Below are 24858 nucleotides of genomic sequence, written 5' to 3'. Positions count from 1 at the left end.
GCATACAGGCTTCACAAACTTTCCTTTACACACCTCCATGAAAGAAAAACAAAACTCCTTCTGGAGTAGTTAAAAAATATTCTCCATTCCAAGTGTAGGTTTTCGGGCAAACGATTCCTTGTTGCTGAACTTATTTTGGATCGCTAAAACATTTTGGACGTATGAAAGCTTTCCCTTGTATCGTTGTTGATCGTACTGTTTTACAAATAATTTTTCACCATTGGATAAGGTAACGATCCATTTTAAATTTTTACGTCTCCGAAAAATCGGTTGGGCAGACTTTATTTCTATTGATAGCATTGACTTCTATTGTTTAAAAAAATAGATTCTTGAATTGCTTTGATTTTACTCACCTCGACAATAATTTCCTGAGTGATTTAGTGTTGTTGGATGACAAGACTCGATCCTTCCTTCATCACCTTCATTTTTACTCTCCCACCAACTGGAAAAGTAAACAATGGGCTGGTATGACCAAAGTCCACATTTGCAAGTATTGGTAATCCCCTTAGCTCTTTCTTAGAAGCTATTATTTTTTGCAAGAGCTTATCTGTTACTCCACTTTTTCGTTGAAATCTGCCAATAAGGATACCTTTTACACCTTCAAAATCAGGCTGATGGATAAGAGATTGCAGATTTCGATCAAAATTGGCAGGGAAGCTTAGATAGTCATCTTCTAAAAAAAGGATGCTATTTTCTAAAGATGGCATATACTCCGTTCCTTGAAGTAAGTTTAATGTGCAGAGATTTCCTCCTATACTGATCCCTTCTGTTTCTCCTTCTTGAATAACAGTCCAACCTTTATTCTCATGAAAGTTTCTATTTTTTTGATCCAAATACCATGCATCATCACTCCAACTGGTAGATGGTTCTACGATAAATGAATCTTCCATCATGAAACATTTGCGAAAATAATCAAGTGTATAATCTAGACCTTTTTTCATACCAAACGAAGAAAAATTTGGACCAGAATAGGTGACGAGACCAGTTTTAGCATAAATTGCATTGGAAAGAGCTGTAATGTCTGAATATCCAACGAGTATCTTTGGATTTTGTTTGATCATGTTATAGTCCAAATATGTTAGTAATTGATTGCAGTTTTGCCCTCCAATCGTCGTTATTATGACATCTACTCTCTCATCTGCAAAAGCATCATGGATATCCTCAATCCTCGCTTTTATAGAAGAGGAATCAAATTCATCGATCAAAGATGCATGTTGTGATATCGAAACGGTAAACCCTAGATTTCTTAACTTTTGCAATGCAATGTCCACCGCTTCTTCCGATAAGATAGAAAAACTTTTAGATGGAGAAACAACTCGGATATGATCTCCTGATTTAATTTTTTTAGGAATTAACACAATCGAGCCAACCCTTCTTTTTTGTTGTGAGCAATGCAAACAAAATCTATCTCTGTTTATGCTTGTGCAACGATAATAGCTGCTTCTTCGTCTTCGTTATGATAAATTACATCCACTTTTGAAAATCCAGCATCTTGAAGTAAATTAATCTGAGTTTGCAAGGAACAAGGAATGTCGATGTGATACAATTCATTGGACGTTTCTTTTCCTATGATTTGTTGATAGTCTCCTAAAAGCTGTGCTTCCTTGTCAGCAGAAACTACACAATCTCCCTCAATATACATCCCTTCTGATTTGAGGGATTTTTTGATTTTTTTATATAAAGTATGCTTTACATCTTTTGTGAAGTGATGGAGACAGTAAACGGAAACCACATAATCATAGGAAAAATCAGAAAACGGAATAGTTAAATAGGAACCTTGTACTATCTCTATTTGCTTTAGATAGGATGGATACTTCTCTCTTAGTTTTCCTAACATCTCTTCTGAAAGATCAATTGCTGTTACTTGAGCATTTGGGAGTTTTTGAAAGATGCCTTTCAATTGATTCCCAGTACCACATCCAAGATCTAATACCTTTACGGGTTTCTCTGTTACTTTGATAGGTTTCGAGATTTGCATATAAAAGGAATCAAAATCCTGAAACAATCCATGCATATGTTCATCATATCCTGATGCACGATCGTCGAAAAACTTAGACATCTCTTCTGGTTTTTCGGACATACACATAACACCTGCTTCCTATTATTGAATAAGGTTTTATGGTAATAGTGATATTCCCGCTTAGAGTTAAAAGCCAAAAATAGATTCATATCGGTTATAATGCCGTCCTACTTCTTTTACAGCATGTGCATCGGAACCAAAAACAAAAGGAATTCCTAGCTTTTGAGCCTTCTTAACGATCCATTCGGATGGATAGGGTTCTGAGCAATATTTCTTATCGAATCCAGCCGTATTGAAATCTAGTGCTATACCTTTCTGTTTTAGCAACAATAGTATCTCTTGGATCTCCTTCACTACTTCTTCTGTAACTGAAGTTCTACCTTGGATATAGTGTTGAAATTTTTGACATAGGGAGAGGTGGCCTATTCGGGAAGGTTGGAACTGAAGGATAGCTTCTTTGATCGTTTCATAGTAAACCTTCTGTACGGTTTGAAAATCCCCATGGTATAAAACAATATTTTCTTCCAATTCCTCAGGAGTATAATCTATACAGCGCCATCCACCTGCTCCTTTGAGAAAATGTACAGATAGGACCGTTTCTTCTATATAACCCTGATATTCTCGAAGTAGATTTCGCGTCCAATCGATGTATTCCGGTAAATAATCGATTTCAAACCCTACTCGTATCTCAATTTTATCTTTGTATTTTTGTTTTAACGCATGCATTTCTTTTATATAGTCGTCAAGCTCTGTTTCTTCCATAGTAAAATATTGAACCAATTCTTGCTCATATGGCAAAGCATCGCAGAAAGAACGAGGTAATGGAGCATGTTCCGTTAAAACGTATCGATCAAATCCTAATTCAATCGCTCTTTCAATAAACTTTGCTGTCTCTTCTCCAGAACCATGCGGACAAAAGTGAGTATGGGTGTGCCCGTCTACTTTCATCTTCATACCTCCCATTATTTTATCTTTTCTAGCCAATAGAGTTACTTTCATATTTATTTTGAAAATACGATCCATTATTATTTCTTTAAAAGCGGAAAATGTTTTAAAAACCACTTTGTTGCCAATTTTTCAATAACAGATAAGTGATCTGTAAAGCCATGGGTAGCACCCTGAATCAATTCCAACTTAGAGTCTTTCGATAACCATTTCATTCCTTGTTGACTTAATCGGTATAAGTCCCTTTCTTCCTCATCTGCATCTCCGTTTATAATCAACACTGGACACTTTACATTTGTGAGTAATTTCTTTTGATCTACTAACTCAAAATCCAAAAGCATTTGCTTATCAATGATAACTTTTCTATGCTTTTGATTTTTTGTGATGTAGCCTTTTTCCTTTAGTTCTTGTAATTCTTCTTTTGTTAAAATATTGTTCCAATCGTATTTCATTGGACCTGTTAATGCGCCTGTCAAAACTATCGTGACAATCTGATCCGTGTAACATTCTAAGCACACCCTACTGCCAAGGCTATGACCATAAAGAGCAATCCGACTAAACCCTCTCGATTTTACAAAGGTAATAGCAGCATGTAGATCATCGACCCGTGTGGCCATGGTTAATCTTTCATTATCACTTTCCCCGCAGCCACTAAAGTCAAAAGCTAAAACACTGTATCCTAAATGATAAAAAGCATATGCAAACCTATCAAATCTTCCCCTAGAGGATTTATCTGAAGTAAAACCATGGCACATGATAATAATGTTTTCAGGAGATGATGGATAAAAGTTACCTACCAATGTTCGATTTCGGGAATTTTTAAAGGTTACTTTTTCCATGCTTTTACTTCTCCTTTCTTGTTTCTAGAGTTATAACTAATTCAGTAGTATCCATGAAATAAAACATTTCAATTTAAATTTAATTTCGAATCATTGGAGCAGGTTTCATTTCCTTTTTAGGGAATTTGAAAGAAATATATTACTAAATCAGTCCATTTCTTAGAGATTTTATGTGAAATTGATACCACTCCAAAACGGGTGAGAAAGTAGAAACCAACATACTAGGATCAGGTGAAATAACCATTCCAGGTGCTTCTGGATAGTGCTTTTGTAAAAATAAATGGATACAAATCAAACCATCAATCGTTATAAATTCTACAAGAGACATCCATTTATCTAACTCTTGTGCAGATGAAGTTCGAAGTAATGTATACAACCATGACTCCTTTACTCCAAAATCACTCTTTTCTTTATAAACTTTATTCCAATATTGGTTTCTTTCTAAATCACTTATTGGATCTCCCAAACCTTGTATAGCAACTTTTTTTACCATTGGAGATATATCATCTGTGTATTTCCATATCTCCTCTCTTTTCATTTGGTCATTTTTTAATAGGATAGTCAAAGCAAGTGATCTTTCCAATGGATCTTTTGATAGGATAGATAAATTTCCATTTGTAACCTTAACTAATGGATTTGATGATGGTGAAGTATTATTTCGGTAACCATTTTGTAAGGCATTTCGCGCTTTTTCCGCATGAAGAACAGGTGCTGAAAAACCATCTATATCACATCCAGTCTCTATCAACACGTTCCTTAGGGTATTCGATGTAATATCTGGAATGGCTGAAAGTAAAGAAGCACATAGCCCTGCAACTAAGGTAGCACTACCGCAAGTACCTCCAAAGTTATCAAAACCAGTTCCTGTTAGGCTTGGCAATGGTAAATACGTATAAGGGGAAAGAATATCTGGTCTCCAATAACCTTCAGCATTTAAACCACAGGCAGCAGATGGATGTTGCTCATAGTTTTTTGGATCATTTGATCCTTTGTCATTATATCCACTAACCACAAAAAATCGATTAGGATGCAAATTGTTATGGACTTTGGAGTTCCCTCCAGCAGCAATAACTAGTAACCCTGCATCAATAGCAGGCTGTAATGCTTGGACATATGGGTCTTCAGAAGCAGGCGACATCCATCCATATTCTTGAGGTACAAACAAATTCAATACAATTTTGAGATTCCAGTTTTGCTTTAAGATCCATGTTAAACCCACTTTTATACGTTCGGGATTAGAAGTTGGCAGGAATACAAAGTTTGCAGATGGTGATAATCCTTTGTGGACGTTAGCTTGACTATCTTCAAGAGGTTTGTGAGCCAGCAAATTCAGAACCATTAAACCATGGTTTAAATAATCATCGACTTCTGAAACAAGTGGTTCTTGAAATATATCATTACAAGTAACCGTGAGATCTTTATGAACTCTTACCTTCTTTACTCTACCTTTTAAATGACTAATGGTGTGATGTGGAATGATGTCATCGAGAATAACCATACAAACTTCTTGACCTGAGTTATCCGCAGGCGGCTCCAATAGACCTATACGTTTCCAAGTTGGTTTCATATTCATTACGAATCTACTCCTAATTTAATATCCTTGATGCCTAAGCCATATTTCTAAACCTAATGTCTTTGAAATTAACCCAAATTCGTCATTAAATCCATATTTAAATTTATCTATTGCATGCTGTAGCTTTTCTTTTTTTATCCATCCAAATGCATCCGCTCTAGACGTTTGAATGAGTTCGTTAATAAAGTTTGCTTCTTTGTAAAATCCTTTGCGAAATATCTCTACGAAGTTACTTTTATCTGGGTTAGTTAAAATTTCTTGTGGAACAACATTTTTAAAACCTTCACGGATACATCTCTTCTTATGACTAAAATCCAGCTGATCTAAAGAAGGAATCGAAAAAACAAACTCAATCATCCGCTGATCCCTAAATGGATAAACTCGGGTCATATCTAATGGTTTACTGATGTTAGTATCAATCCATGTACAAGGATTAATTAACAATAGTCTTTCAAAATTTTCTCGAAGATAGTTACTTCTTATTCTCGAATCTCTTATCCTCTTTCTTTCCGATTCAACTTCTTGATAACTTATTTCTTTTAGTTTTTCTCCAATCCAGGAGGGAGTATTGTACCAAGTTAGATAAAATCCAGTGTTTTGCCATGTTTGATTGTTAAATTCACTTTCAAATTTGTACTTTAATTTATTTGTCAGCAGGGATGGAAAGACGTGTGTCCCAAATGTTTTCCAGATAGGCTGTTTATGCTTTGCAGCCAACCTTAGCAAATCATAAAACATTCGTTTGTAATCTCCTTGGAACAATAGATCTCGAAGATAATGAGAACTCGAACATAGTAGTTCATCTCCTCCTTCTCCTGATAAAACAACGGTAGATCCATTCTGCTTAGCAGCTAAATGAAGATCTCGAAACATGGCATAGTTCAAGATTAGTTGGCTTGGCTCATCATAATAAACAATGTCTTTTTTTGTATCTTTAAATGACCAGTAGTTGGAAAGATTGAGGTAGTTGGGGATGAGATTTGTATTTTGATAGATGATATCGACTGTTTCTTTGTTGGATGAACCATCTGATAAACAATCAAAAATGTAAGTGTAACCATAAAATCTTGATTTTTCATTGCGTAATTGATCTGCCAAACAACAAATGCTAGATGAGTCTAAACCACCACTTAACTCACAAGCAAATGATTTTTGATCTCGTACATAATCTTGAAGAATCTCCTTCATCACTTCTGAAAATATTTCTATATATTCTTCAGAACTTCTACTTTCCATTAAACTCATTGACCAAAATCTATTTAGTTCTAGAGCGAAACCTTTTTTCTTTGAAAGCTGATGTCCTGGTAAAAGTCTTCTAACACCCTTATAAGGGGAATGTTCTGTTTCGGTTAACTCCGTATTTAGATATAACCTAAAATACTCTTCGTTAAGATCATTACTAAACCTTTTAAATGACTGTAATTTGTTCGAAATAATTAGCATTTCTGCATCTTGATAATAAAAGACTGGATTAGCAGTAAGACTCCGAAATAAGTTCAGTTCTTTGGTTTCCCTATTGTAAAGAAGAAAAGAAAACATACCTTTTTGATTGGTTATTGCCTTCTTATCAAATTTTAAATATGTTTGTATAAACTCGATAACACTGGTGTAAATGTTATGGCTATCTTCAAATACGACCAAAATATAATGATGGATCTGATGGAAATGCTGCTCGGGAGTGATAGCAAAAAAATCATCAAAAACAATGTGTTCTTGTGGGTGGTTTTTAGATCGAATTGGAGGATAAACGATATTCAACATCTTCAACCCCCTCTACTGGTAAAGTAAGAAACACATGGAATTTATTCCTGTTATCACTTTCATCGATTGTTTTAATTTTTGACTCCACCCAAGCATGGCTTAAAAATGGTTTATGCCTTATTCCAATACAGAATCGACTTTCATAACTATTAATAGACAGCAGTTGATATAAAGCAAGCGATCTCTCCAAACATTCCACATTTAAGAAGTGCATTTTACAAGCTAATTGATATCCGCTAACAATGGATGGTTCACTGATCCATCGTCTTTTTTTCCTCTGTCCTTTATCTTTCATTATATTTACAACAGCTGGAAGCCCTTTTCTTCTTACCTCTATATAAAAGTATATCAAGTACCAATAGCTAAGTAGGAATGAACAAAACTTACCCATAATTTTTCCTCCTCATTAAAGACTCTGTAATAGAGAATGAATAAGAGAGAATAGTTCCTCTGGTTTTGTTTTTGAATGTCTGTAAACCTTAAACATAGGGATGGTTGATGCAAGAAGTAAGAAACTTGTCATGATCCCTTTATAGGAAGAATCATAAAAGATATAATGTAGAGCTTCTTTATTGTAGACATTTTTCAATAAATCAATGATCTGTTCATTGCCTCTTAACTTATAAAGAGTAATTTATATTGCTTTTACTTGTGTTATCAATAGTGTGTGACCACAGATGTGACCAAACATACACGAAGAATTCCTATCTTTCCTGCTAAGTTGTGCCTTGTCCTTTCTGTTTGTCCATGCCTAACGATATAAATAGTGGTATCCAATAAAATCAGACCTTTCTTAAGGTTACAATTACCATGAGGGAAAATCGTGCTGTGATGAAATGCATCAAGAGTTTGATCATCACACTTAACATTTGCTGTATTCGTCAGCAAAAGCCATTGGCCAAAGACACCTAATTAAAATATACATATGGATCTTTTGGAGCAGTAATCATTTGCATCTTACTTTGGAGTATGATCGGTTCTACAGTTCCATCTTGTCCTACCGTTGTTTTCAACTTTCCAGTTACCTCTACCCACTTATTTTCTGGCAGTGGTTTCTGATGCTCTAAGTTTACGAGATATCCTGCTACCTCTGCATCTGCCACACAACAAACAATCAAATATCGGCCTGCAATAAACTGATTTTTCCCAGTGGTATCATCTCTGTATACAAAGCCTTTGACATGAATTTGCTTTCCTGAAAGTTCTTTTGGATGAATTTGGATCGTAGATAACACATCACCATAGTTGCTATCCGTAATTTTTATTATCTTTTGTTTTTTCAAAGCAGCAAATTCCGCTGCATAGGGGTCATCTGAAGGGCTTATTTCTGCTTCTTGTTGAGAGTTTGGCCTAGAATAATGCACTCCTTTTTTATTGGCAACACTAGCATCTAATACCTTTGGCGGAGCAAGGAGAAACAAGAAGATCGGAAACAACACCAACAAGTAGCCAGAAAAACCTAATCGATGTAATTCCTTTCCTTTCAATTGCCAAATTTGCACGAGACTAAAAACCATCAACACAAAAATACTAAATCCAACAAACCATACCATTTTAGGAGCGACCAATAAAGTTATTTCCTTTGTTACTATAAAACCAATTAACATTAAAGCGATTCCCATACAGATAAGAATCCGAATCCATGCTCTTACCATATAGATGCCACCTCCTTACATAATAACTAAAATAGAACTAAACGTGATGAGGGTAGTACCAAAGAAAAACAGAGCTACCACACGAGGACGAAAACTCCCCAACATCATACTAATATTTTTTAAATCCACCATCGGACCAAATACAAGAAAAGCAACAATGGATGAGGTCGGTAAAAAATTTCGAAAAGAAGCAGCGATAAACGCGTCTGCCGATGAGCAGACAGAGATACCGAAAGCAACCCCCATAACCAAAACCATCGTTAGCCAGTCTGCTGTGCTAAGGTGGGAAATACCTGATACACCAATGAATGTTTGAAAAAGAGCAGCAATGATCGCACCTAGCACAAAATATTTACCTGTACTAATGAACTCAAATACTCCATGATGCAGGGCATGGATTACTTTGTCTTCTTGTTCGTGTTTATGATGTTCATGATGTTCGTGAGAATGGTGGCTATGATCATGGTCATGATCACAACAATCGTGATTTGCTTTGCTACCATCTGTTTTTAAAATGGCATCTGCGGGTTTCTTTCCATAGACAAAAAAGAAGAGGATACCCATCAGAATAGCGATACCAGCAGCAAATAAAACCCGTGTGTAAACCATTTGCCATTGGTCTCCAAAGGCTAAATATGTAGAAAAAATCGTAACAGGGTTAATCACAGGTGTAGCAAGTAAAAAAGTAAACGCAATATAGGCTGGAAATCCTTTTTGGATGAGTCGTTTGGCAACAGGTACAATCCCACATTCACAAATCGGTAAAAAGAGGCCCAAGCAAGCAACCATTGGAATAGCTAGAAATGGATTACGCGGTAAGATACGCCACACCATATCTTCCTTCACATATACATGAATAAAACTAGAAACGAGGATACCAAGCAAGATAAAGGGCAATCCCTCTACGAAAATACTAAAAAAGATAGTAGAGAAATTTCGTACATTCCCTCCCTGAAAAAACTGCAATCCTTTTGTAATATCAAAGACAGAGCTAAGCCAAGTGACCCCATTTACGGTAAATATTATAAAGGCTAGCAAAACTATTAATCCTGTAAGTTCTATATATATACTACGAAAAAAACGAATCATCACAATCTTCCCTTCGTTTTTCTAGGCTAGCAAAATCTACTAATCAATATATGCTAGAATCAAAAATCTATGGTCATCTTTCCCTCTTTAATCAAAAAAAAAAAATCTACCTTGTTGGTAGGATGAAGTTGTGAACAACCAGCACCAAAAGGGGACTCTTTTACTACTATATTTTATTTTGAAATATAGTATAGAGCTAGTCATACTTCTAATTCGTATTTTACAATTCATTGAACATCATCATTTGAGTTTATAGATAGACCAAAATCAGAGATTTTTTGGTTTCATTTGTCTTCTCATAAATGTGATTGGATTACGTTTTGCTGTGAAACGTGCCAAACAATAAATTATAGCGGAAATAGCTGCAACAAAAAAACCAATGGGCCATCCTGTATCGTATGCAAAAGTTAGTGCTAACCACACGGTAAAAAGAGAGATACTAACAGATAGTCCAATACTGCGAAACGGATGGTGTGTCACATACTGCGTTGTTGCAGCTGGACCAATCATCAAACTAAAAGACAAGAGTGCCCCTACCACAGGAACCGTAATAGCCGTGGCAATTCCCACTATCATTAAAAATAATATTTCCAGCAGTCGCACAGGAACTCCCTGGGCTTCCGCCCCTTCTTGTAGAACGGTAGCAAACAAGAGGGGACGGTACAAAAAAGATAAGACTCCTATACAAATAACTCCTAAGACAACCATGTCCAGTACTTCCGAACCACTAACCCCGACCAGTTGACCAAATAACAATGCATATGCACCTGTGGCATAGTTATCGGCAAGCACTAAAAAGAGGGCTCCCGTACCAAGGGCTACCACTAATACAAGCGCAGTAATCACATCATGACGACCTCGTTTACCGAGTAGGCCAATGCTCCATGCACCACTAACAGCAAAAACTACTAAGCCGATGAGTGGATTTACCCCAAACATTACTGCTCCTGATGCACCTGCAAATCCAATCTTTGGTAAGGCATGAGCTGCAAAGGTATATCCCCGCAAAATCACAAAAAAGCCAACAAAAGCAGCGAGAACGGCCACAATAGAACCACTAAGAAATGCATTCACCATAAATGGTTGAGAAAACATACTGGGTTGGAAAATTTGGAACAAGAAACTCATTTTTCGTTCACCTCCCGAATTAGGAGCCATCGAGAACGTTTCGAAATAAAATGTGAAATTAAATAGAAAACGAGGATGAGAACCGCTGTAAAGAAACTGACTGGCCATCCACGACCATAAGGAGGCCATCCATAACTGTCATAGGCCAAAATAATTCCTAACCATGTCGCCAAGATTCCCATACCAGCCGCCCAAATCAATGCCAATCCCGTTCTCGAGGTCAACCGAACAGCTGCTGCTGCTGGACCAATCAACAATGCAGTACTTAGAAGTGCACCCAGTACCAATGCACCATCTTCCACAGCTGCTGCCAACAAAATCATAAATATCAATCCAACCAGACGGACTGGAACTCCACGAGTACGGGCGATCTCTGGATTTACAGAACTCAATATCAAAGGACGATATAAAACACCTAGTAGAACTATCGTTGCTAAGCCAACTCCTATTACAATCGGCGTCATGGTAGGGTCCATCACAAAAATAGATCCAAACAACACAAGCATCGACACAGTAGCATTATTGCTGGTGATGGTATCGAAATATAAAAAGAGAGCTCCAAGCCCCATCGCGAAGGAAAGGATAATTCCCGTAGCAATGTCACGACTTCGGTGGTTCTTATCCCCCATTAATTCAACACCTGCACCTGCTAGTAGCCCAAATGATAGAAAACCATACCATATATTCAGACCAATCAGGAATGCACCTGATGCACCCGTAGCACCGAGATCAGTCAATGCATGACCGACAAAGGACTGACCTCGAATAACGACAAATACCCCAATCATCCCTGACACAGCTGCAACAAAAGTTCCCACCCAGAGAGCATTGATCACTTGGCTGCTCGTGAAAAATCCAGGAGCAAAGAAGATAGGAAAGAAACCTCTCACTGGATCATCACATCCTCACCATTACAATGTGAACCTTCTGCCAAGTCCAAAACATCCAGATCGGTTTCTTCCCCTCCAACCACAAGAACACGCCCACGAACACGCAATACTTCCACCTCGTATCCATAAAGTTCACTTAATACGTCACTTTGGATGACATTCTCTACTTCTCCCATCACTGCATGTCCTTTTGCCAAATATAATACTTTATCCATACTAGAGAGTAGCGGATTCATATCATGAGCTACCATGATCACTGCTATCCCTTTTTCTTTGCCGATTCGCGATACCAATCGAACCACTTCATATGCACTGCGAATATCCAAATTGGAGAGTGGCTCATCTAAAAGCAAGATTTTAGGGTCGGTCAAAAGCGACTGAGCAATTAACAAACGCTGTTGTTCTCCACCAGAGAGACGTCCGACTGGAGCATCTGCAAAAGAAAGTGCATCCACAGCAGCTAGCACTTCGTCGATTTGTTGTCTTCTTTTCCGACTAGGAAGTGGAATTCCGAAACGATGACCATCAAGTCCAAGACCCACAAGATCTCTCGCACGTAATGGAGTATTTGGATCAAGATGAATCTTTTGAGGTACATAGCCAACTGCACGATTTCCATGAAGTACAGGTTTTCCTGAAATTTGGAGACTTCCTTTGGTAGGAGACAGTAAACCAAGAATGACACGTAATAGTGTCGTTTTTCCTGCTCCGTTCGGTCCAATCAAACCAATAAACTCCCCTGCTTTCACTTGAACATGGATGTCATCTAAAACTTTACGATTTCCAAATTGAACACCAATATGATTCAACTCCAAAACTGTCTCTCTATTCATTAGGAAATCGTCTCCGTTGAGCTACCATTTTGAATAGCGTTCTGTAAAGCTTTCGTTTCTTCTTCCATCCACTTCTGATAAGTGTGATTCGAAGGCATGGTTTCATACACCCCAACCACAGGTATATGATTTTCTTTTGCCAGTTTTAAAAGCGCAGTTGTTACATTATCTACCGCTTGTTGATTATAGAGAAGGGCTTTCACTTGATGATGCTTCAGCAAATTATCCTCCATTTGCACCACTTGTGGGGAAGGATCAATGCCATTCATGACTGCTGCTTGATAGGGCCATGGAGTTTTCACATCCAATCCAGCAGCTTCTAACAGATAATTCCCTACTGGTTCTGTTACCGCAACAGGAGCATTCGGGAAAGATTTTTTTAGGTTGGAAAGGGCCTGGTTCCATGCTTGCAAGGAACTATCAAACTTTTGTACATTCGCTTGAAAGTACTTTGCTTCGGATGGTTTTTGCTTAGATAGCTCATCCGCAATCAATTTTGCTATCCGTGGCATCGTATCTGGCTTGTACCATAAGTGTGGATTCAATGTATTTTTTCCATATCCCAAGGACGCTGCTACTTCGATAACTGCTCGCTTCTCATTTGGGGAAGCAGACTCCAGTTTGTTCATAAAATCATCGTAGCCAAGTCCGTTTTGGATCACTAACGCGGCACTGCTTATATCGCTAGCATTCTTGGTACTCGCTTCGTAGGTGTGAGGATCAGTACTTGGATTATCCATCATGCTAGTTACCGAAACATACTTTCCACCAATCTGTTTCACTACATTACCGTACTCATTTTCAGCAGCAACCACTTGGATTTGATTTGGGTTTGGATGATTCCCTATCGCTCCTAAACTACAACCACTGAGTCCTAACCCCAAGATTCCAATAGCAATACCACCTGAGAAAAATTTTCGATAATTTATCGATCTATCATACTTGCTGAATTTTAGTTTATTCCCTTGCACTTCTTGGCCCCCTTGGAGAGACTGACTATTCAATATTCAAATACAATTATATCAAAGCGTTATCTGGGTGTACATCGTAAATATTACGTTTTGACTCTGTTGAGTTAGTTCGTAATCAAAATAAACTTAATTTGATTGTTCCATATAACATCTTTACTTTTCAAAAGTAATGTTATGATCAATTTCATATGATCAGATGAATATATCTGCGTAATAATTACGATTTAAACAAAAAATTGATAATATCTTTATCGAAGACACCCATATAATATTTAGATATTTCTGAATTTAACTCTCTCTATCTGGTATAATAAAATAAAATCATTTTCTTAGATAAGAGGTGATTGATTTGCGCTATTGTAATGATCCTGATTGCAAACACTAAAGTTTCCTAACTGGTAATATCATTTTCCATAAAAAACAGCCTCTATCAAGCTGTATAAATAGTAATTCTTCATTTGTAACCCGATTAACGGATCAGAAACCTGTTAATCGGGTTTTGTTTTAAACATAAGTAACATCATCTGTGTCAAGACAAATTTTAATCATAATTAGTCACAGATGATGTAAATCCAATCAATAGTAATTCTTCATTTGTATATGGCTCATCAATTGAAAATAATAGAACTTGTCCATCAACAAAATCGCAAACACGGTATTACTGTCGATCATGATTCTCATCTATTTGAATCGTGCTTCCATCTATTCGGATCATGTGATTGTGATGAAAGAAGACACAATTTTGCAAGACGATTTCTTCCCAAAAAGTGATAGAAAAGAACTTAGAGGAAGTGTTTGGGGTAGAAGCAAAAATATCGGAACCGATTTCCAAATCCAATTCTCATTCATAAAGTCATGAAGGAAACTAGAAAGAAATACAGCAACAAAAACAAAGTAGATTGAAACTAAACTAAGAAAAATAGGATGATCGTGCTTAAAAAAACATGAAAAAAATTTCTTCAGAAAAACTTCTCACAAAACGAAGCATCATTCTTCTCAAACTATTCATTTTCTTTTGGTAGTGGATCAGGAAAAGTGTGCCATTCTTGTTTCATTTCCTCATCTGTTAACAGCAATTTGTCTAACTCTTCTACTATTTGCTCTTTCTCCATATCTACTCCAATCAAAACAAGTTCATTCATTCTATCCCCATATGGTTCATTCCATCTTTTAAGCAGTTCAGGATCTTCTTTCTTGTACCATTCTTGCTGGTTCGATGGCAAAGCAGCTACCCAATGGGATAATGCACCTAATTGGATCGATGGACCTGCTTGACTAAGGAGAAAGGCAACATCATTTCGTGTAGCTATCCAAACAATGCCCTTTGCACGCACAATCGATTCGGGCCAGTTGGAAAACCAGTCCATCATTCTAGCAGGATGAAAAGGGCGTCTTTGCCGATAAACCATCGAAGAAATACCGTATTCATCTGTTTCAGGAGTGTGTTCGGTTTGATTCAGTTCTTGAATCCATCCAGCAGAAAGGCTTGCATCTTCAAAATTAAACCTATTTGTATTTAAAATTTCGTTGTGATCCACTTTACCATATATAGTGTAAATGATTTTTGCCTTTGGTTGAATTTTTCGTAGTACATGCTCCAATTTTTTCAATTCAGATTCACTGATTAGATCACATTTATTGAGGATCAAAACATCACAAAATTCAATTTGGTCGATAAGTAAATCGACTACATCACGATGATCTTCCTCATCTAGTCCCTGCTTACGATCTACTAACGTTTCTCCGGAAGAAAAATCATGCCAAAAGCGATAAGCATCCACAACTGTGACCATGGTATCCAACCGGCAAAACTGACTGAGATCAATTCCAAGCTCTTCATCTATATAGGAAAAGGTTTGTGCTACAGGTATAGGTTCACTAATACCTGTGGATTCAATGAGGATATAATCAAATCTCCCATCCTTTGCTAATCGTTCCACCTCTACTAGTAAGTCCTCTCTTAATGTACAACAGATACATCCATTGGACATTTCCACAAGTTTTTCTTCGGTTCGGGATAGATTTGCTTCTTGATTTACTAATTTTCCATCTATATTAATCTCACTCATATCATTGACAATAACAGCTACCTTTTTGCCTTCTCGATTGTTTAACACATGATTTAAAATTGTAGTTTTTCCAGAACCTAAGTATCCACTTAAAACAGTAACAGGTATTTTGTTGGCAATCATTTTTTAATCCTCCTAAAGATGTTATCATCCACTTATATCGTAATGATTACTATTTGTAAATACTTAAATTCTTTTGTCTACTACGGAGCAATATGGTTATATATCCGAAATGAATTGAAATATATATAAAATAAAACACTATAAACATATTTTTATTCTTTTTTTAAAAATAAATAGACAAAAAGATGTCATATCAATATAATGAATAAGTCATTTCAAATAATAATAATTACGATTTAATGGGCATATCTTATGAGAAAATGGAACATCTTTTGTTTAATATTACTTCTTTCTATCTCAATGATTGGTTGTACGAACAACCATTTCGATCATTCTGGAAAAAAAGATGAATCAAAAACGCAAAAAATAGTTGTATATGCTAGTTTCTATCCCTTGGCTTTCTTTGCAAAAGAGATTGGCGGCAATCAAGTGGAGGTTCATAATATTACACCAGTGGGAGCAGAACCCCATGATTATGAGCCTACTCCGCAAGAGATGATCCAAATCAATCAATCCGATATTCTGATATATAACGGGGCAGGATTGGAAGGATGGATCGAGAAAATGAAAGACAATTTGGACCCACAAAAAACGCTAGTATTAGAAGCTTCCAAGAATATTACGCTGCATGTAAATGAGGAAAAAAAAGGAGATCATCCTGACGGAAAAGAAGCAGAAGGACATCAAGAACAAGAAGAAAACTTTGATCCACATGTATGGCTAGATCCTGTTTTAGCAAAACAACAAGCAAAGAATATTAAAGATGCCTTTATTCAAAAAAATCCACAACATAAGGAACTCTATGAGAAAAACTTTGCTAGTTTAACAAAACGTCTTGATCAATTGGATCAAGCGTATCAAAATTTAGCCGCTCAAATAAAAACAAAAGATGTCCTTACTTCTCATGCTGCTTTTGGATATTTAACTAAGCGATATGGGCTTAACCAAGTTTCCATTTCAGGATTATCTCCTGATGAAGAACCTAGCCCAAAAAGTTAAAAGAAGTGATCCAATTCGCACAACAAAAACATATTCGTTATATTTTCTTTGAAAAACTAGTTAATGCAAAGGTAGCAACGGTAATCACAAACGAAATTCACGCAAAACCTTTAATACTAGATCCCTTGGAAGGACTTACACTTGATGAATCCAGAAAGGGAGACGACTACTTTACTATTTCAATGAGAAACCTACAAAATTTGAAAATTGCTTTACAATAACACAAATAACTACCATTTCTATAAACAAAAAATGGACTCCTGTTCTCTTTTACAGAAGTCCATCCTTTCACAAATAACACTACTCATCCAAATGATTCATGTGCATGTTAGAATGATCTATTTTCATATTGTCATGACTGCTACATTAAATGTTGGAAATCCGCTTATCATCCAAAACTAAGTCTTTATTAGACAGGCGAAGGGGTTCAAATCTGATCGCCGTAATAAGGATCCGAGGTAACATTACACCGCCGTTAAAATAGATTTAATTGGAGGTCTACCAGGACTATTAGTCTTATCCGCATATTATACAAAAATTTCTAGTATACTCGTATTTTGAATCGCCTTTGTCTTAACTCGTCCTTTTGGTGCACATTTGGAGACCTTCTTCATGCAAAAGGTGGATTAAACTTGGGAACACTTGGATCTTCTCTTGTCTTGATCATCATTCTTGTATGTTTTATTATTTACGATATTTTGAAAAATGTTAAATGGAATGTATCCTCTGACCCAGAACCGGTGATAGAAGGACAAAGTAACAATAGTATGTAAATATCTGACCTTATCTATCGGTAAATCGATCATTGAATCATTACATGACACGATTAAAAGTTTCGAGCAAAGTAAATATTGGAAGTACATTTATCATCATCCCACTTCAAAAACGGTGAGTTTCTCGGAACTAAGTTAGACGGTAGTTAAGTCTAACTTTTTTTGTTTTTTCATGTGTTTTTCAGTCTTCTGTTTTATAGTCTCTCAGTGGGAAATAACTGGTGATATAGGAATGAACAAAGGAGAATGACACAAAATGTCCAATGACATACAAACTAGCTCATCACGAATGCAGGAGATGTGGAACAAGGTACCAGAAGTTACTATTTTCTTCTGGATCATCAAAGTTTTATGTACAACCGTCGGAGAAACATTTGCCGATTTTTTGAATTTCAATCTTGGGTTTGGGTTAATGAATACTACCATCATTATGGGAGTCGCTTTTTTTGTTGTTTTGTATCTTCAATTTAGAGTAAAAAAATATGTTCCCGGCATTTATTGGTTAGCAGTTGTGCTTATAAGCGTATTTGGTACATTGGTAACGGATAACATGACAGATAATATTGGAATACGTCTTGAGGTTAGTACAATAGTTTTCTCCGTACTCCTTGGATTAACTTTTCTTTTTTGGTATCTTAGTGAAAAAACATTGTCGATCCACTCGATTTATACAAGAAAAAGAGAAGTTTTCTACTGGCTTACCATTCTTTTCACTTTTGCACTTGGAACAGCAGTTGGCGATTTATATTCTGAGCAATTAGGTTTTGGCTATCTTAAAACGGGATTAACAGTCATTGTCATCATTGCTTGTATATTCTTGGCATGGAAAATGAAATTAGATGGAATATTAGCGTTTTGGATTGCATATATTTTGACTCGTCCGCTTGGAGCATCCCTCGGAGATTACCTATCACAACCAAAAGCTAATGGAGGATTAGGTTTAGGAACAACGGTTACAAGTGTTATTTTTCTGGTAGCTATATTAGCAATCATCATCTATCTTGCTGTTTCAAAAATTGATATAACAGCAAAAAATGAAACCGTAGAGATAAATGGAAACAAGAAAAATGTTCTGGTACAAACCATTGCGGCATTGTGTATTTTCTTAGTTCTTGGAGCAGGCAGTTATATTTGGCGCAGTAACTATATCGCATCACAATCTAATACATCGCAAACGACTTTAGCTGGACAGTTACAAGGTTTTATCAAAATTGAAAATGACATGTTAAAAGCTGTAAACTCAAATGACTTTTCTACAGCAAAAAAAGATGCGGACAAATTGGAACACGATTGGGATACAGCAGAACCTAAACTTAGGGCAATTGATGGCACAACATGGACAAAAATCGATGGGACGATTGATGTTGTATTATCATCGGTGCGTTCATCTAGCCCCGATGTTAGCAAGTCTAAATCTGCACTTAAGGACTCGCTTAACGTCTTAGATGGTGCAAATAAATCAGCATCAAATAGTACTTCTTCCGCAACCACATTAAGTAGGCAATTAACGGATTTTGTTAAAATTGAAAATGATATGCTAAAAGCTGTAAACTCAAATGACTTTTCCACAGCAAAAAAAGATGCGGACGATCTGGAACATCAATGGGATACACAGGAACCTAGACTTAGGGCAATTGATGGCACAACATGGACAAAAATTGATGGAACGATTGACGTTGTATTAGCATCCATTCGTTCGTCAAACCCTGATGCCAGCAAGTGCAAGTCTGCTCTTAACCATTCACTTCGTGTTATAAACACTGCAAATAAATAAAATTTTGGGAATCGCAAATGGTGACAACGCTCAATCAGGGTAAACAAGGAAAAACAAGATGCTTTCCTTTGAGCTGGGAACGGTTTGGGCTATCTTCGGGGGAGATCATTTCCATCATGATCTCCGACACGGTTCAGGTGTACAACACCAAGAACCACACCGTCATCAGAAGGGCCAGTTCATAGTGTTCTGAACTGCACCCCAATTGCTAGACATTGGTATTATCCCCTTAAGGTAGACAGTTGTAGAAATGCCCCATAATGTAGTTATGAGGACATTAGAGTTTACTTGGAGGGGATTCTCTATGTTAAAAAAAGAAGGAAACTTCGCACTCCACTAAAATGATCACGCATTTTTTATTTCGTCCTTAATGAGTGAATCCCCTTTATTTACAAGGGTTTTAAGCAATACTGCACATCTTTTTAGTTAACATGCTCTAACGTGTATGCTCTGAATAATTAAATTTTTGAGAGATGCACATCATTGAAAAACAAAAAGAAAACAAATTAGTATTCTCAAAAATAACAATATCGGCACAAACAAAAAAAGGTAAATAATTCTATAAACAGGAATATTTTAAGAGAATAGCCAATTTTCATTTTTACTCGAAGAAGGGATAGAAATAATGATCATGCTTTTTCGTAAATCTTCCATACTTTTGCTCTTATCAGGTTTAATCGGGGGGTATCTAGGATCATGGAGCGGGCTATCCATTGGTTGGCTTATCGGGGCTTTTTCTTGTTCCATGGCATTATCTTTGTGGAATCCAAAATGGTTCGATCTTGAAAATAAAAAACCTATGACTCCTGATTTTCGAAAAATGGGACAATTTATATTAGGTGTGCAATTGGGTCAGCAAGTTACTTTTGCTATATTAGATACGATTGAAGATAATTCTTATGTCATTGCTTCCATGTTTCTTTTTTCGATATTTTTAGCTTTGTTATCTGGTTGGGTTTTAAAACGATACAGTAACGCTAATTTAATCACTAGTTTGTTTGCAACAACTCCAGGTGGTACAACTGCAATGGCGTCGATTGCAGATGAAGCCGGTGCTAACATCATGATTGTAAGTATCATCCAACTTATGCGAATGCTATGTGTCATTGTTGTTATTCCTGCTGTACTTCATTTTGTTCATCCAGTAAAATCAAGCATTTCTCATCTTGAAACAAGCACTTTGTCCTATGCATCACTGTCCTTCAGCATATTTCTCCTTGGCTGTGCTTGGTTTGGAGGGAAATTAGGAAAATACATTCGTTTACCTGCACCGTGGCTGTTTGGCAGCATGTTCATTGTCGCAATAATGGTTTCCTTGAGTTCACTCATTCATTTTCATATACATATCTGGTTTCCTTTATGGTTTCCTATTCTTGCCCAAATTTTAATTGGAATCAGTATAGGATCAAAAATAAGAAAAAATATGTTTCATGGAGTTGGAAAACCGGCAATGATAGGAACAATTTTATCTTTTTGTTTTGTCTGGGTCATGTGTTTTTGTTCTATTGTTCTGTCTAATCTCACTGGGATACCTTTTACTACTACTCTTCTAGCTTTTGCACCAGGTGGGGTTGCTGAAATGGCCACTACATCTCTAGCAGTAAAGGCTGATGTTACATTTGTAGTTGCTGTTCAACTTATGCGTCTTATTATTTCTCTCTTGCTCTTACCACTAGTATTTAAAATATTAGTAAAAAAGACTACATAAAGTTTATTTTCTGCAGGATGAAGACATCTATGTGATGCTAGTATTCATACTTCAATAAATTAAACACAAGTGAAATAAGAAGACACAAACCAGTAATTACATAAAACGAACTTAGTTACTTTCATATTTTAGAAACAAATTTACTCTCAGCGTAATTTACATTTTTTTTAATAGATAATGCACAGCGGTTCATTGGGCTCTTTTTTTCGTAAAAAAGACCATAAGAATGAGCAATCGGCATCCCTCCTATATCCCCATCACATTAAATAGTAGAAATTATTTAAAGTAAGAAATTGCATTGTATCCGAGTGCGTGGTCAAAACAGGTCAATTGGCATTTTTGCAGGTAATTTCCACTTCATTTCCCTATCCTAAAACCATCCAAAACCCTTGTGTTTACAGGGATTTTGGATGGTGCTTAATACACCTGCGGTCCCTTAACTACGGGGTAATGCGTCAGTTTATGTAGTTAACCTCAGTTCAGTAAAATTGCAGGTTTCCAAAGTTTCGACATTTATTTGATTCCCTCTAGTTTACCCTAGGTTATAGGTAAGTAGTCAATTTGTGGTATGTAGTCTCGCCATGATAATTGGGTGATACCTATAATAGGTATGCTATGTTATAGTCCTTTTGTTTTTTTCACCGTATCGTAAACGATAAAAACTACAAGAGTGAAAGCCAAAAACGATAGAAGAACCAATTGTACCTAAGTCTAGTCCCCCTTTTACATGTGACTTTGTAAGCATGTCTCCAAGGGTCGCTCCAAATCTAGATGATATTGTTTGACAAATAACTTGGGACCATCAGTAAATGTTAAGGATTTAATCTTCCTAAATGAATGGATTTTACTTCCTGTATCGATTTAGAAAGAGAGGTTTCTACCATTGAAAATATTTCATTTGTTGCATCCTGATCAGTCATTACTGCTTTCCTTCTGACAATATAAATTGTTCCTTTTCATTCCATCTTGGTGCAAAAAGATCTTGCTAAAAATTTTGATCAAGCTATGAAAAAATTAGAGTCAAAGAAAGAGGGTTTTAAAAGCGTGTAAATCTTATGTGGTCAAATGAGGTTTTAAACAAAAACGAAAAGCCAAAACCCCTGATATATCAAGGAAAATTGGCTCTCGTTTAGTGAGTGTCGATTATACTTCCATATTAAATATAGGTGTTTCCTTGGGTTTCCTCTGGGTCACATAGGTGCATGAAGTCCCGTGTTTCAAGGGTTTGTGTTCACTTGTGTGTATGTGGGGGAATTCAAGGATTTTTAGTGTGTGGGCAAAATGTGGTCAATTGGGGTGGGTTGTATTCTGAGAATATGATTTGAGTGTTATCTATTTTAATAAAACTTTAAGATCTAATCATTAACCTTAGATCAAAGCTTTTTAGCTTTTGAAGGCAAGTGAACAAGCAACACATAACATAGGATTGCCCCAACACCTGCAATTAAAATAACAGTAGCCATAGTTGTAGCACTCTGACCTCCACCTAAACCAACAAGAGGGGATATCGCTGCACCTAAAACAAATTGAAGAGACCCAAGTATTGCAGAAGCACTCCCTGCTGACCCGGCTTGTTTTTCCATCGCAAGCGTAAAACTAGCAGTACTTACAATACCCACACTGGATACCACAAAGAATAATGGTATTACTATCGCTACCAACCCACCAACAAAGAAAATAACCAAAAACAATATAAGTCCTGCAATTGCAGCCACAGATAGTCCAAAAACAAGTAACTTTGTTTCTCCTACTCGTTCTGCCAATCTGCCACTAATTTGACTAGCAAGTATAATACCTATACTATTCAAAGCAAAGAAGAAACTAAATCCTTGCGGAGATACTCCAAAAATAGTTTGTAATACAAATGGCGATCCAGCGATATAGGCAAACATTGCAGCCATAACCAATCCTTGTGCAAAGGCATACCCAATAAATTCTCGGTCTCTAATTAGACGATGAAAGGTAGATAATGTAGATTTTATACCACTTTGTGAACGTAGTTCATTTGGTAATGTTTCAGGTAATCCAAAAAATGTAGCCACAAACATTGCGAAACCAATCAAGCCAAGTAAAAAGAATATACCTTTCCAATCAATAAAAACCAACAATTGCCCACCAATAATCGGAGCCAGAACTGGCGCTGCACCATTTACCAACATTAAAAGAGAAAAAAATTTGGTTAACTCTGAACCCTGATACAAATCTCTGGCAACTGCCCTTGATATCACAATACCTGCAGAGCCAGCTAAACCTTGTAGAAACCGAAAAAAGATAAAGAGCCAGATATTTGATACAAATGCACAAGAAGCGGATGCAATAGCATAAACTACTAACCCAATCAAGAGTACCTTTCTTCTTCCTCTGCTATCACTTAGTGGTCCAATCCAAAGCTGACCTAATGCTAAACCTAATAAACAAGCAGTTAAGCTCAATTGCCCTAAAGAAACGCTCGTATGTAATTCTTTGGTCAAAATCGGAAGAGAAGGTAAATACATATCAAGCGATAGCGGGCCTATTGCAGTCATTGATCCCAAGAGACTAGCTATCCATAATCGTTTTGTACGAGAAAATTGAAAGGAATTTATATGATTATTCATAAACTCTTTTTAATCTCCTTGTAAAAATACTTTCTCAGATTAATTAATTCAAGCATCTTCTCAAAGTATATCCATTTAGTTTAGATAAAGTCATTACTAATATAGAACTTTAGCTTATTTTTAGGATCATGATAGTGTTTAAATTACAGCTTCTCTTAAGAAAACTGTATCAATGAGTACAGCACTGACTTTATTTCACAGTAACTTAGTTGGTTTTTCAAAAAAACAATAAAATTTTCTATTAGAAGATTAGTTCATTTCTTTGTTTAGTTTAAAATGCCCTTTGTCTATCCAAAGATTAATCAATTCATTAAGTGGCTTCACTTGATGGTAGGAAAGAGGAACACCTAATTCAAATTGAAAACTTAAGGCACGCTTGCTATAGTTTGCCGATCCCAGATAGCCTTTCTCGCCATCTACCAATAATAACTTCGCATGAAATATTAATTTTTCCGCTTCCGAACCATCAGGCTCAAAGATCCGAATCTTATTGCCATTGATTAAATTCAAATTTTTCGATAGGAATAACATAGCTTCAGCATTATTCCTTTCATGGACATCATTCAGTAAAAAGTCAATTATAATCCCACTTTTATTTTGGTTTATAGCTTTTAAACTAATCAATAGCTGTTTAATACCTGCCTCACTAAAATAAGGTGCAACAAAGATAATATGTTTGCTGGATTTCAATATTAATTCTTGAATCCAAGAGAGTAGGAAACGAAAATGTTTAGTTATTCCCTTTGGAAGTAAAGTTAAATGATCATTCGATATAGTCCAAAGTAAATCCGATTCCTTTCTTTCTATTTTAGAAAAGTCCATATTTACTATTTCATTAATTAATTCAAATGATCTTTGAAATTCCACCTCATTCCTTATTTTATACAATCCATTCTCCTTTTGAAAAATAAAATCACCTTTCAAAAGGATTCTAAAAATTGTTCTAGTTAATTCGTACTCAATTGGATTATTTAATTCAATCCATTTACTGATCTGAAATCCTTCAGGATAAGTTGCTTGTAAAAATCTAAAAGCACCTGCCCATTTTAAAAGATTTCCTTCGAGATTGTATTGTTTTATAAGTACCATTAGCTGTATCAATAATCTAACC

General features: G+C 36.2%; 18 protein-coding genes and 1 pseudogene. 3 read left to right on the top strand and 16 right to left on the bottom strand.

What is annotated here, in order from left to right; all coding sequences use genetic code 11:
- Positions 1-377 precede the first annotated feature (377 nt).
- The 14 genes from AC5WOC_RS00955 to AC5WOC_RS00890 form a co-directional block, all read right to left on the bottom strand.
- The gene (locus AC5WOC_RS00955; RefSeq protein ID WP_496053537.1) at positions 378-1358 is read right to left on the bottom strand and encodes a S66 family peptidase; all 981 of its coding nucleotides are present in this window, start codon (positions 1356-1358) and stop codon (positions 378-380) included.
- Positions 1359-1414: 56 nt separating this feature from the next.
- Entirely contained in the window at positions 1415-2080 is a 666-nt protein-coding gene (locus tag AC5WOC_RS00950) for a class I SAM-dependent methyltransferase (protein ID WP_496053536.1), read from the bottom strand.
- A 66-nt stretch (positions 2081-2146) separates the two neighbouring features.
- On the bottom strand, positions 2147-2968 hold the full coding sequence (gene hisJ, locus AC5WOC_RS00945) for a histidinol-phosphatase HisJ (protein ID WP_496053535.1): 822 nt from the start codon (positions 2966-2968) through the stop codon (positions 2147-2149).
- A gap of 77 nt (positions 2969-3045) precedes the next feature.
- Positions 3046-3804 carry an alpha/beta hydrolase gene (locus AC5WOC_RS00940; protein WP_496053534.1) on the bottom strand — a complete coding sequence of 253 codons (759 nt, stop codon included), beginning with the start codon at positions 3802-3804 and terminating at the stop codon, positions 3046-3048.
- A gap of 142 nt (positions 3805-3946) precedes the next feature.
- A complete protein-coding gene (locus tag AC5WOC_RS00935; protein ID WP_496053533.1) occupies positions 3947-5377 on the bottom strand; it encodes a S8 family serine peptidase in 1431 nt (476 codons plus the stop codon).
- 18 nt (positions 5378-5395) lie between these two features.
- Positions 5396-7138 carry an asparagine synthase-related protein gene (locus AC5WOC_RS00930; RefSeq protein ID WP_496053532.1) on the bottom strand — a complete coding sequence of 581 codons (1743 nt, stop codon included), beginning with the start codon at positions 7136-7138 and terminating at the stop codon, positions 5396-5398.
- Positions 7104-7529 carry a lasso peptide biosynthesis B2 protein gene (locus AC5WOC_RS00925; RefSeq protein WP_496053531.1) on the bottom strand — a complete coding sequence of 142 codons (426 nt, stop codon included), beginning with the start codon at positions 7527-7529 and terminating at the stop codon, positions 7104-7106. The genes AC5WOC_RS00930 and AC5WOC_RS00925 overlap by 35 nt, the downstream gene beginning before the upstream one ends.
- Before the next feature lie 517 nt (positions 7530-8046).
- A complete protein-coding gene (locus AC5WOC_RS00920) occupies positions 8047-8793 on the bottom strand; it encodes a TIGR03943 family putative permease subunit (protein WP_496053530.1) in 747 nt (248 codons plus the stop codon).
- Positions 8794-8808: 15 nt separating this feature from the next.
- A complete protein-coding gene (locus AC5WOC_RS00915) occupies positions 8809-9882 on the bottom strand; it encodes a permease (RefSeq protein ID WP_496053529.1) in 1074 nt (357 codons plus the stop codon).
- A 267-nt stretch (positions 9883-10149) separates the two neighbouring features.
- Positions 10150-11010: a metal ABC transporter permease gene (locus AC5WOC_RS00910; protein ID WP_496053528.1), complete on the bottom strand. Its 861-nt coding sequence runs from the start codon at positions 11008-11010 to the stop codon at positions 10150-10152.
- Positions 11007-11900 (bottom strand): metal ABC transporter permease, encoded by an 894-nt coding sequence (locus tag AC5WOC_RS00905; protein WP_496053527.1) that lies wholly within the window; start codon positions 11898-11900, stop codon positions 11007-11009. The genes AC5WOC_RS00910 and AC5WOC_RS00905 overlap by 4 nt, the downstream gene beginning before the upstream one ends.
- Complete coding sequence (locus AC5WOC_RS00900; RefSeq protein ID WP_496053526.1) at positions 11897-12733, bottom strand: metal ABC transporter ATP-binding protein; 837 nt, start codon at positions 12731-12733, stop codon at positions 11897-11899. Before AC5WOC_RS00900 ends, AC5WOC_RS00905 begins: the two co-directional genes overlap by 4 nt.
- Positions 12733-13704, bottom strand: coding sequence for a metal ABC transporter solute-binding protein, Zn/Mn family (locus AC5WOC_RS00895; RefSeq protein WP_496053525.1), 972 nt, complete (start codon positions 13702-13704; stop codon positions 12733-12735). Before AC5WOC_RS00895 ends, AC5WOC_RS00900 begins: the two co-directional genes overlap by 1 nt.
- Positions 13705-14705: 1001 nt before the next feature.
- Positions 14706-15896, bottom strand: coding sequence for a GTP-binding protein (locus tag AC5WOC_RS00890; protein ID WP_496053524.1), 1191 nt, complete (start codon positions 15894-15896; stop codon positions 14706-14708).
- Positions 15897-16148: 252 nt separating this feature from the next.
- Here AC5WOC_RS00890 and AC5WOC_RS00885 point away from each other — a divergent pair.
- The 3 genes and pseudogenes from AC5WOC_RS00885 to AC5WOC_RS00875 all read left to right on the top strand — a co-directional run bounded on the left by AC5WOC_RS00885 (position 16149) and on the right by AC5WOC_RS00875 (position 21150).
- Positions 16149-17116, top strand: a pseudogene (locus AC5WOC_RS00885) (metal ABC transporter solute-binding protein, Zn/Mn family).
- Positions 17117-17924: 808 nt separating this feature from the next.
- The gene (locus AC5WOC_RS00880) at positions 17925-19442 is read left to right on the top strand and encodes a COG4705 family protein (RefSeq protein WP_496053523.1); all 1518 of its coding nucleotides are present in this window, start codon (positions 17925-17927) and stop codon (positions 19440-19442) included.
- A gap of 625 nt (positions 19443-20067) precedes the next feature.
- On the top strand, positions 20068-21150 hold the full coding sequence (locus tag AC5WOC_RS00875) for an AbrB family transcriptional regulator (protein WP_496053522.1): 1083 nt from the start codon (positions 20068-20070) through the stop codon (positions 21148-21150).
- A 1373-nt stretch (positions 21151-22523) separates the two neighbouring features.
- Here AC5WOC_RS00875 and AC5WOC_RS00870 read toward each other — a convergent pair.
- Together AC5WOC_RS00870 and AC5WOC_RS00865 are read right to left on the bottom strand one after the other, a co-directional pair.
- Entirely contained in the window at positions 22524-23747 is a 1224-nt protein-coding gene (locus AC5WOC_RS00870; protein WP_496053521.1) for a Bcr/CflA family multidrug efflux MFS transporter, read from the bottom strand.
- A gap of 249 nt (positions 23748-23996) precedes the next feature.
- Positions 23997-24848, bottom strand: a complete 852-nt coding sequence (locus AC5WOC_RS00865) for a phospholipase D-like domain-containing protein (RefSeq protein ID WP_496053520.1) — start codon at positions 24846-24848, stop codon at positions 23997-23999.
- Between the last annotated feature and the right edge of the window lie 10 nt (positions 24849-24858).

The sequence above is a fragment of the Shimazuella sp. NTD247 genome (assembly GCF_059510415.1).
This window is presented reverse-complemented; position numbering and strand designations above follow the sequence as displayed.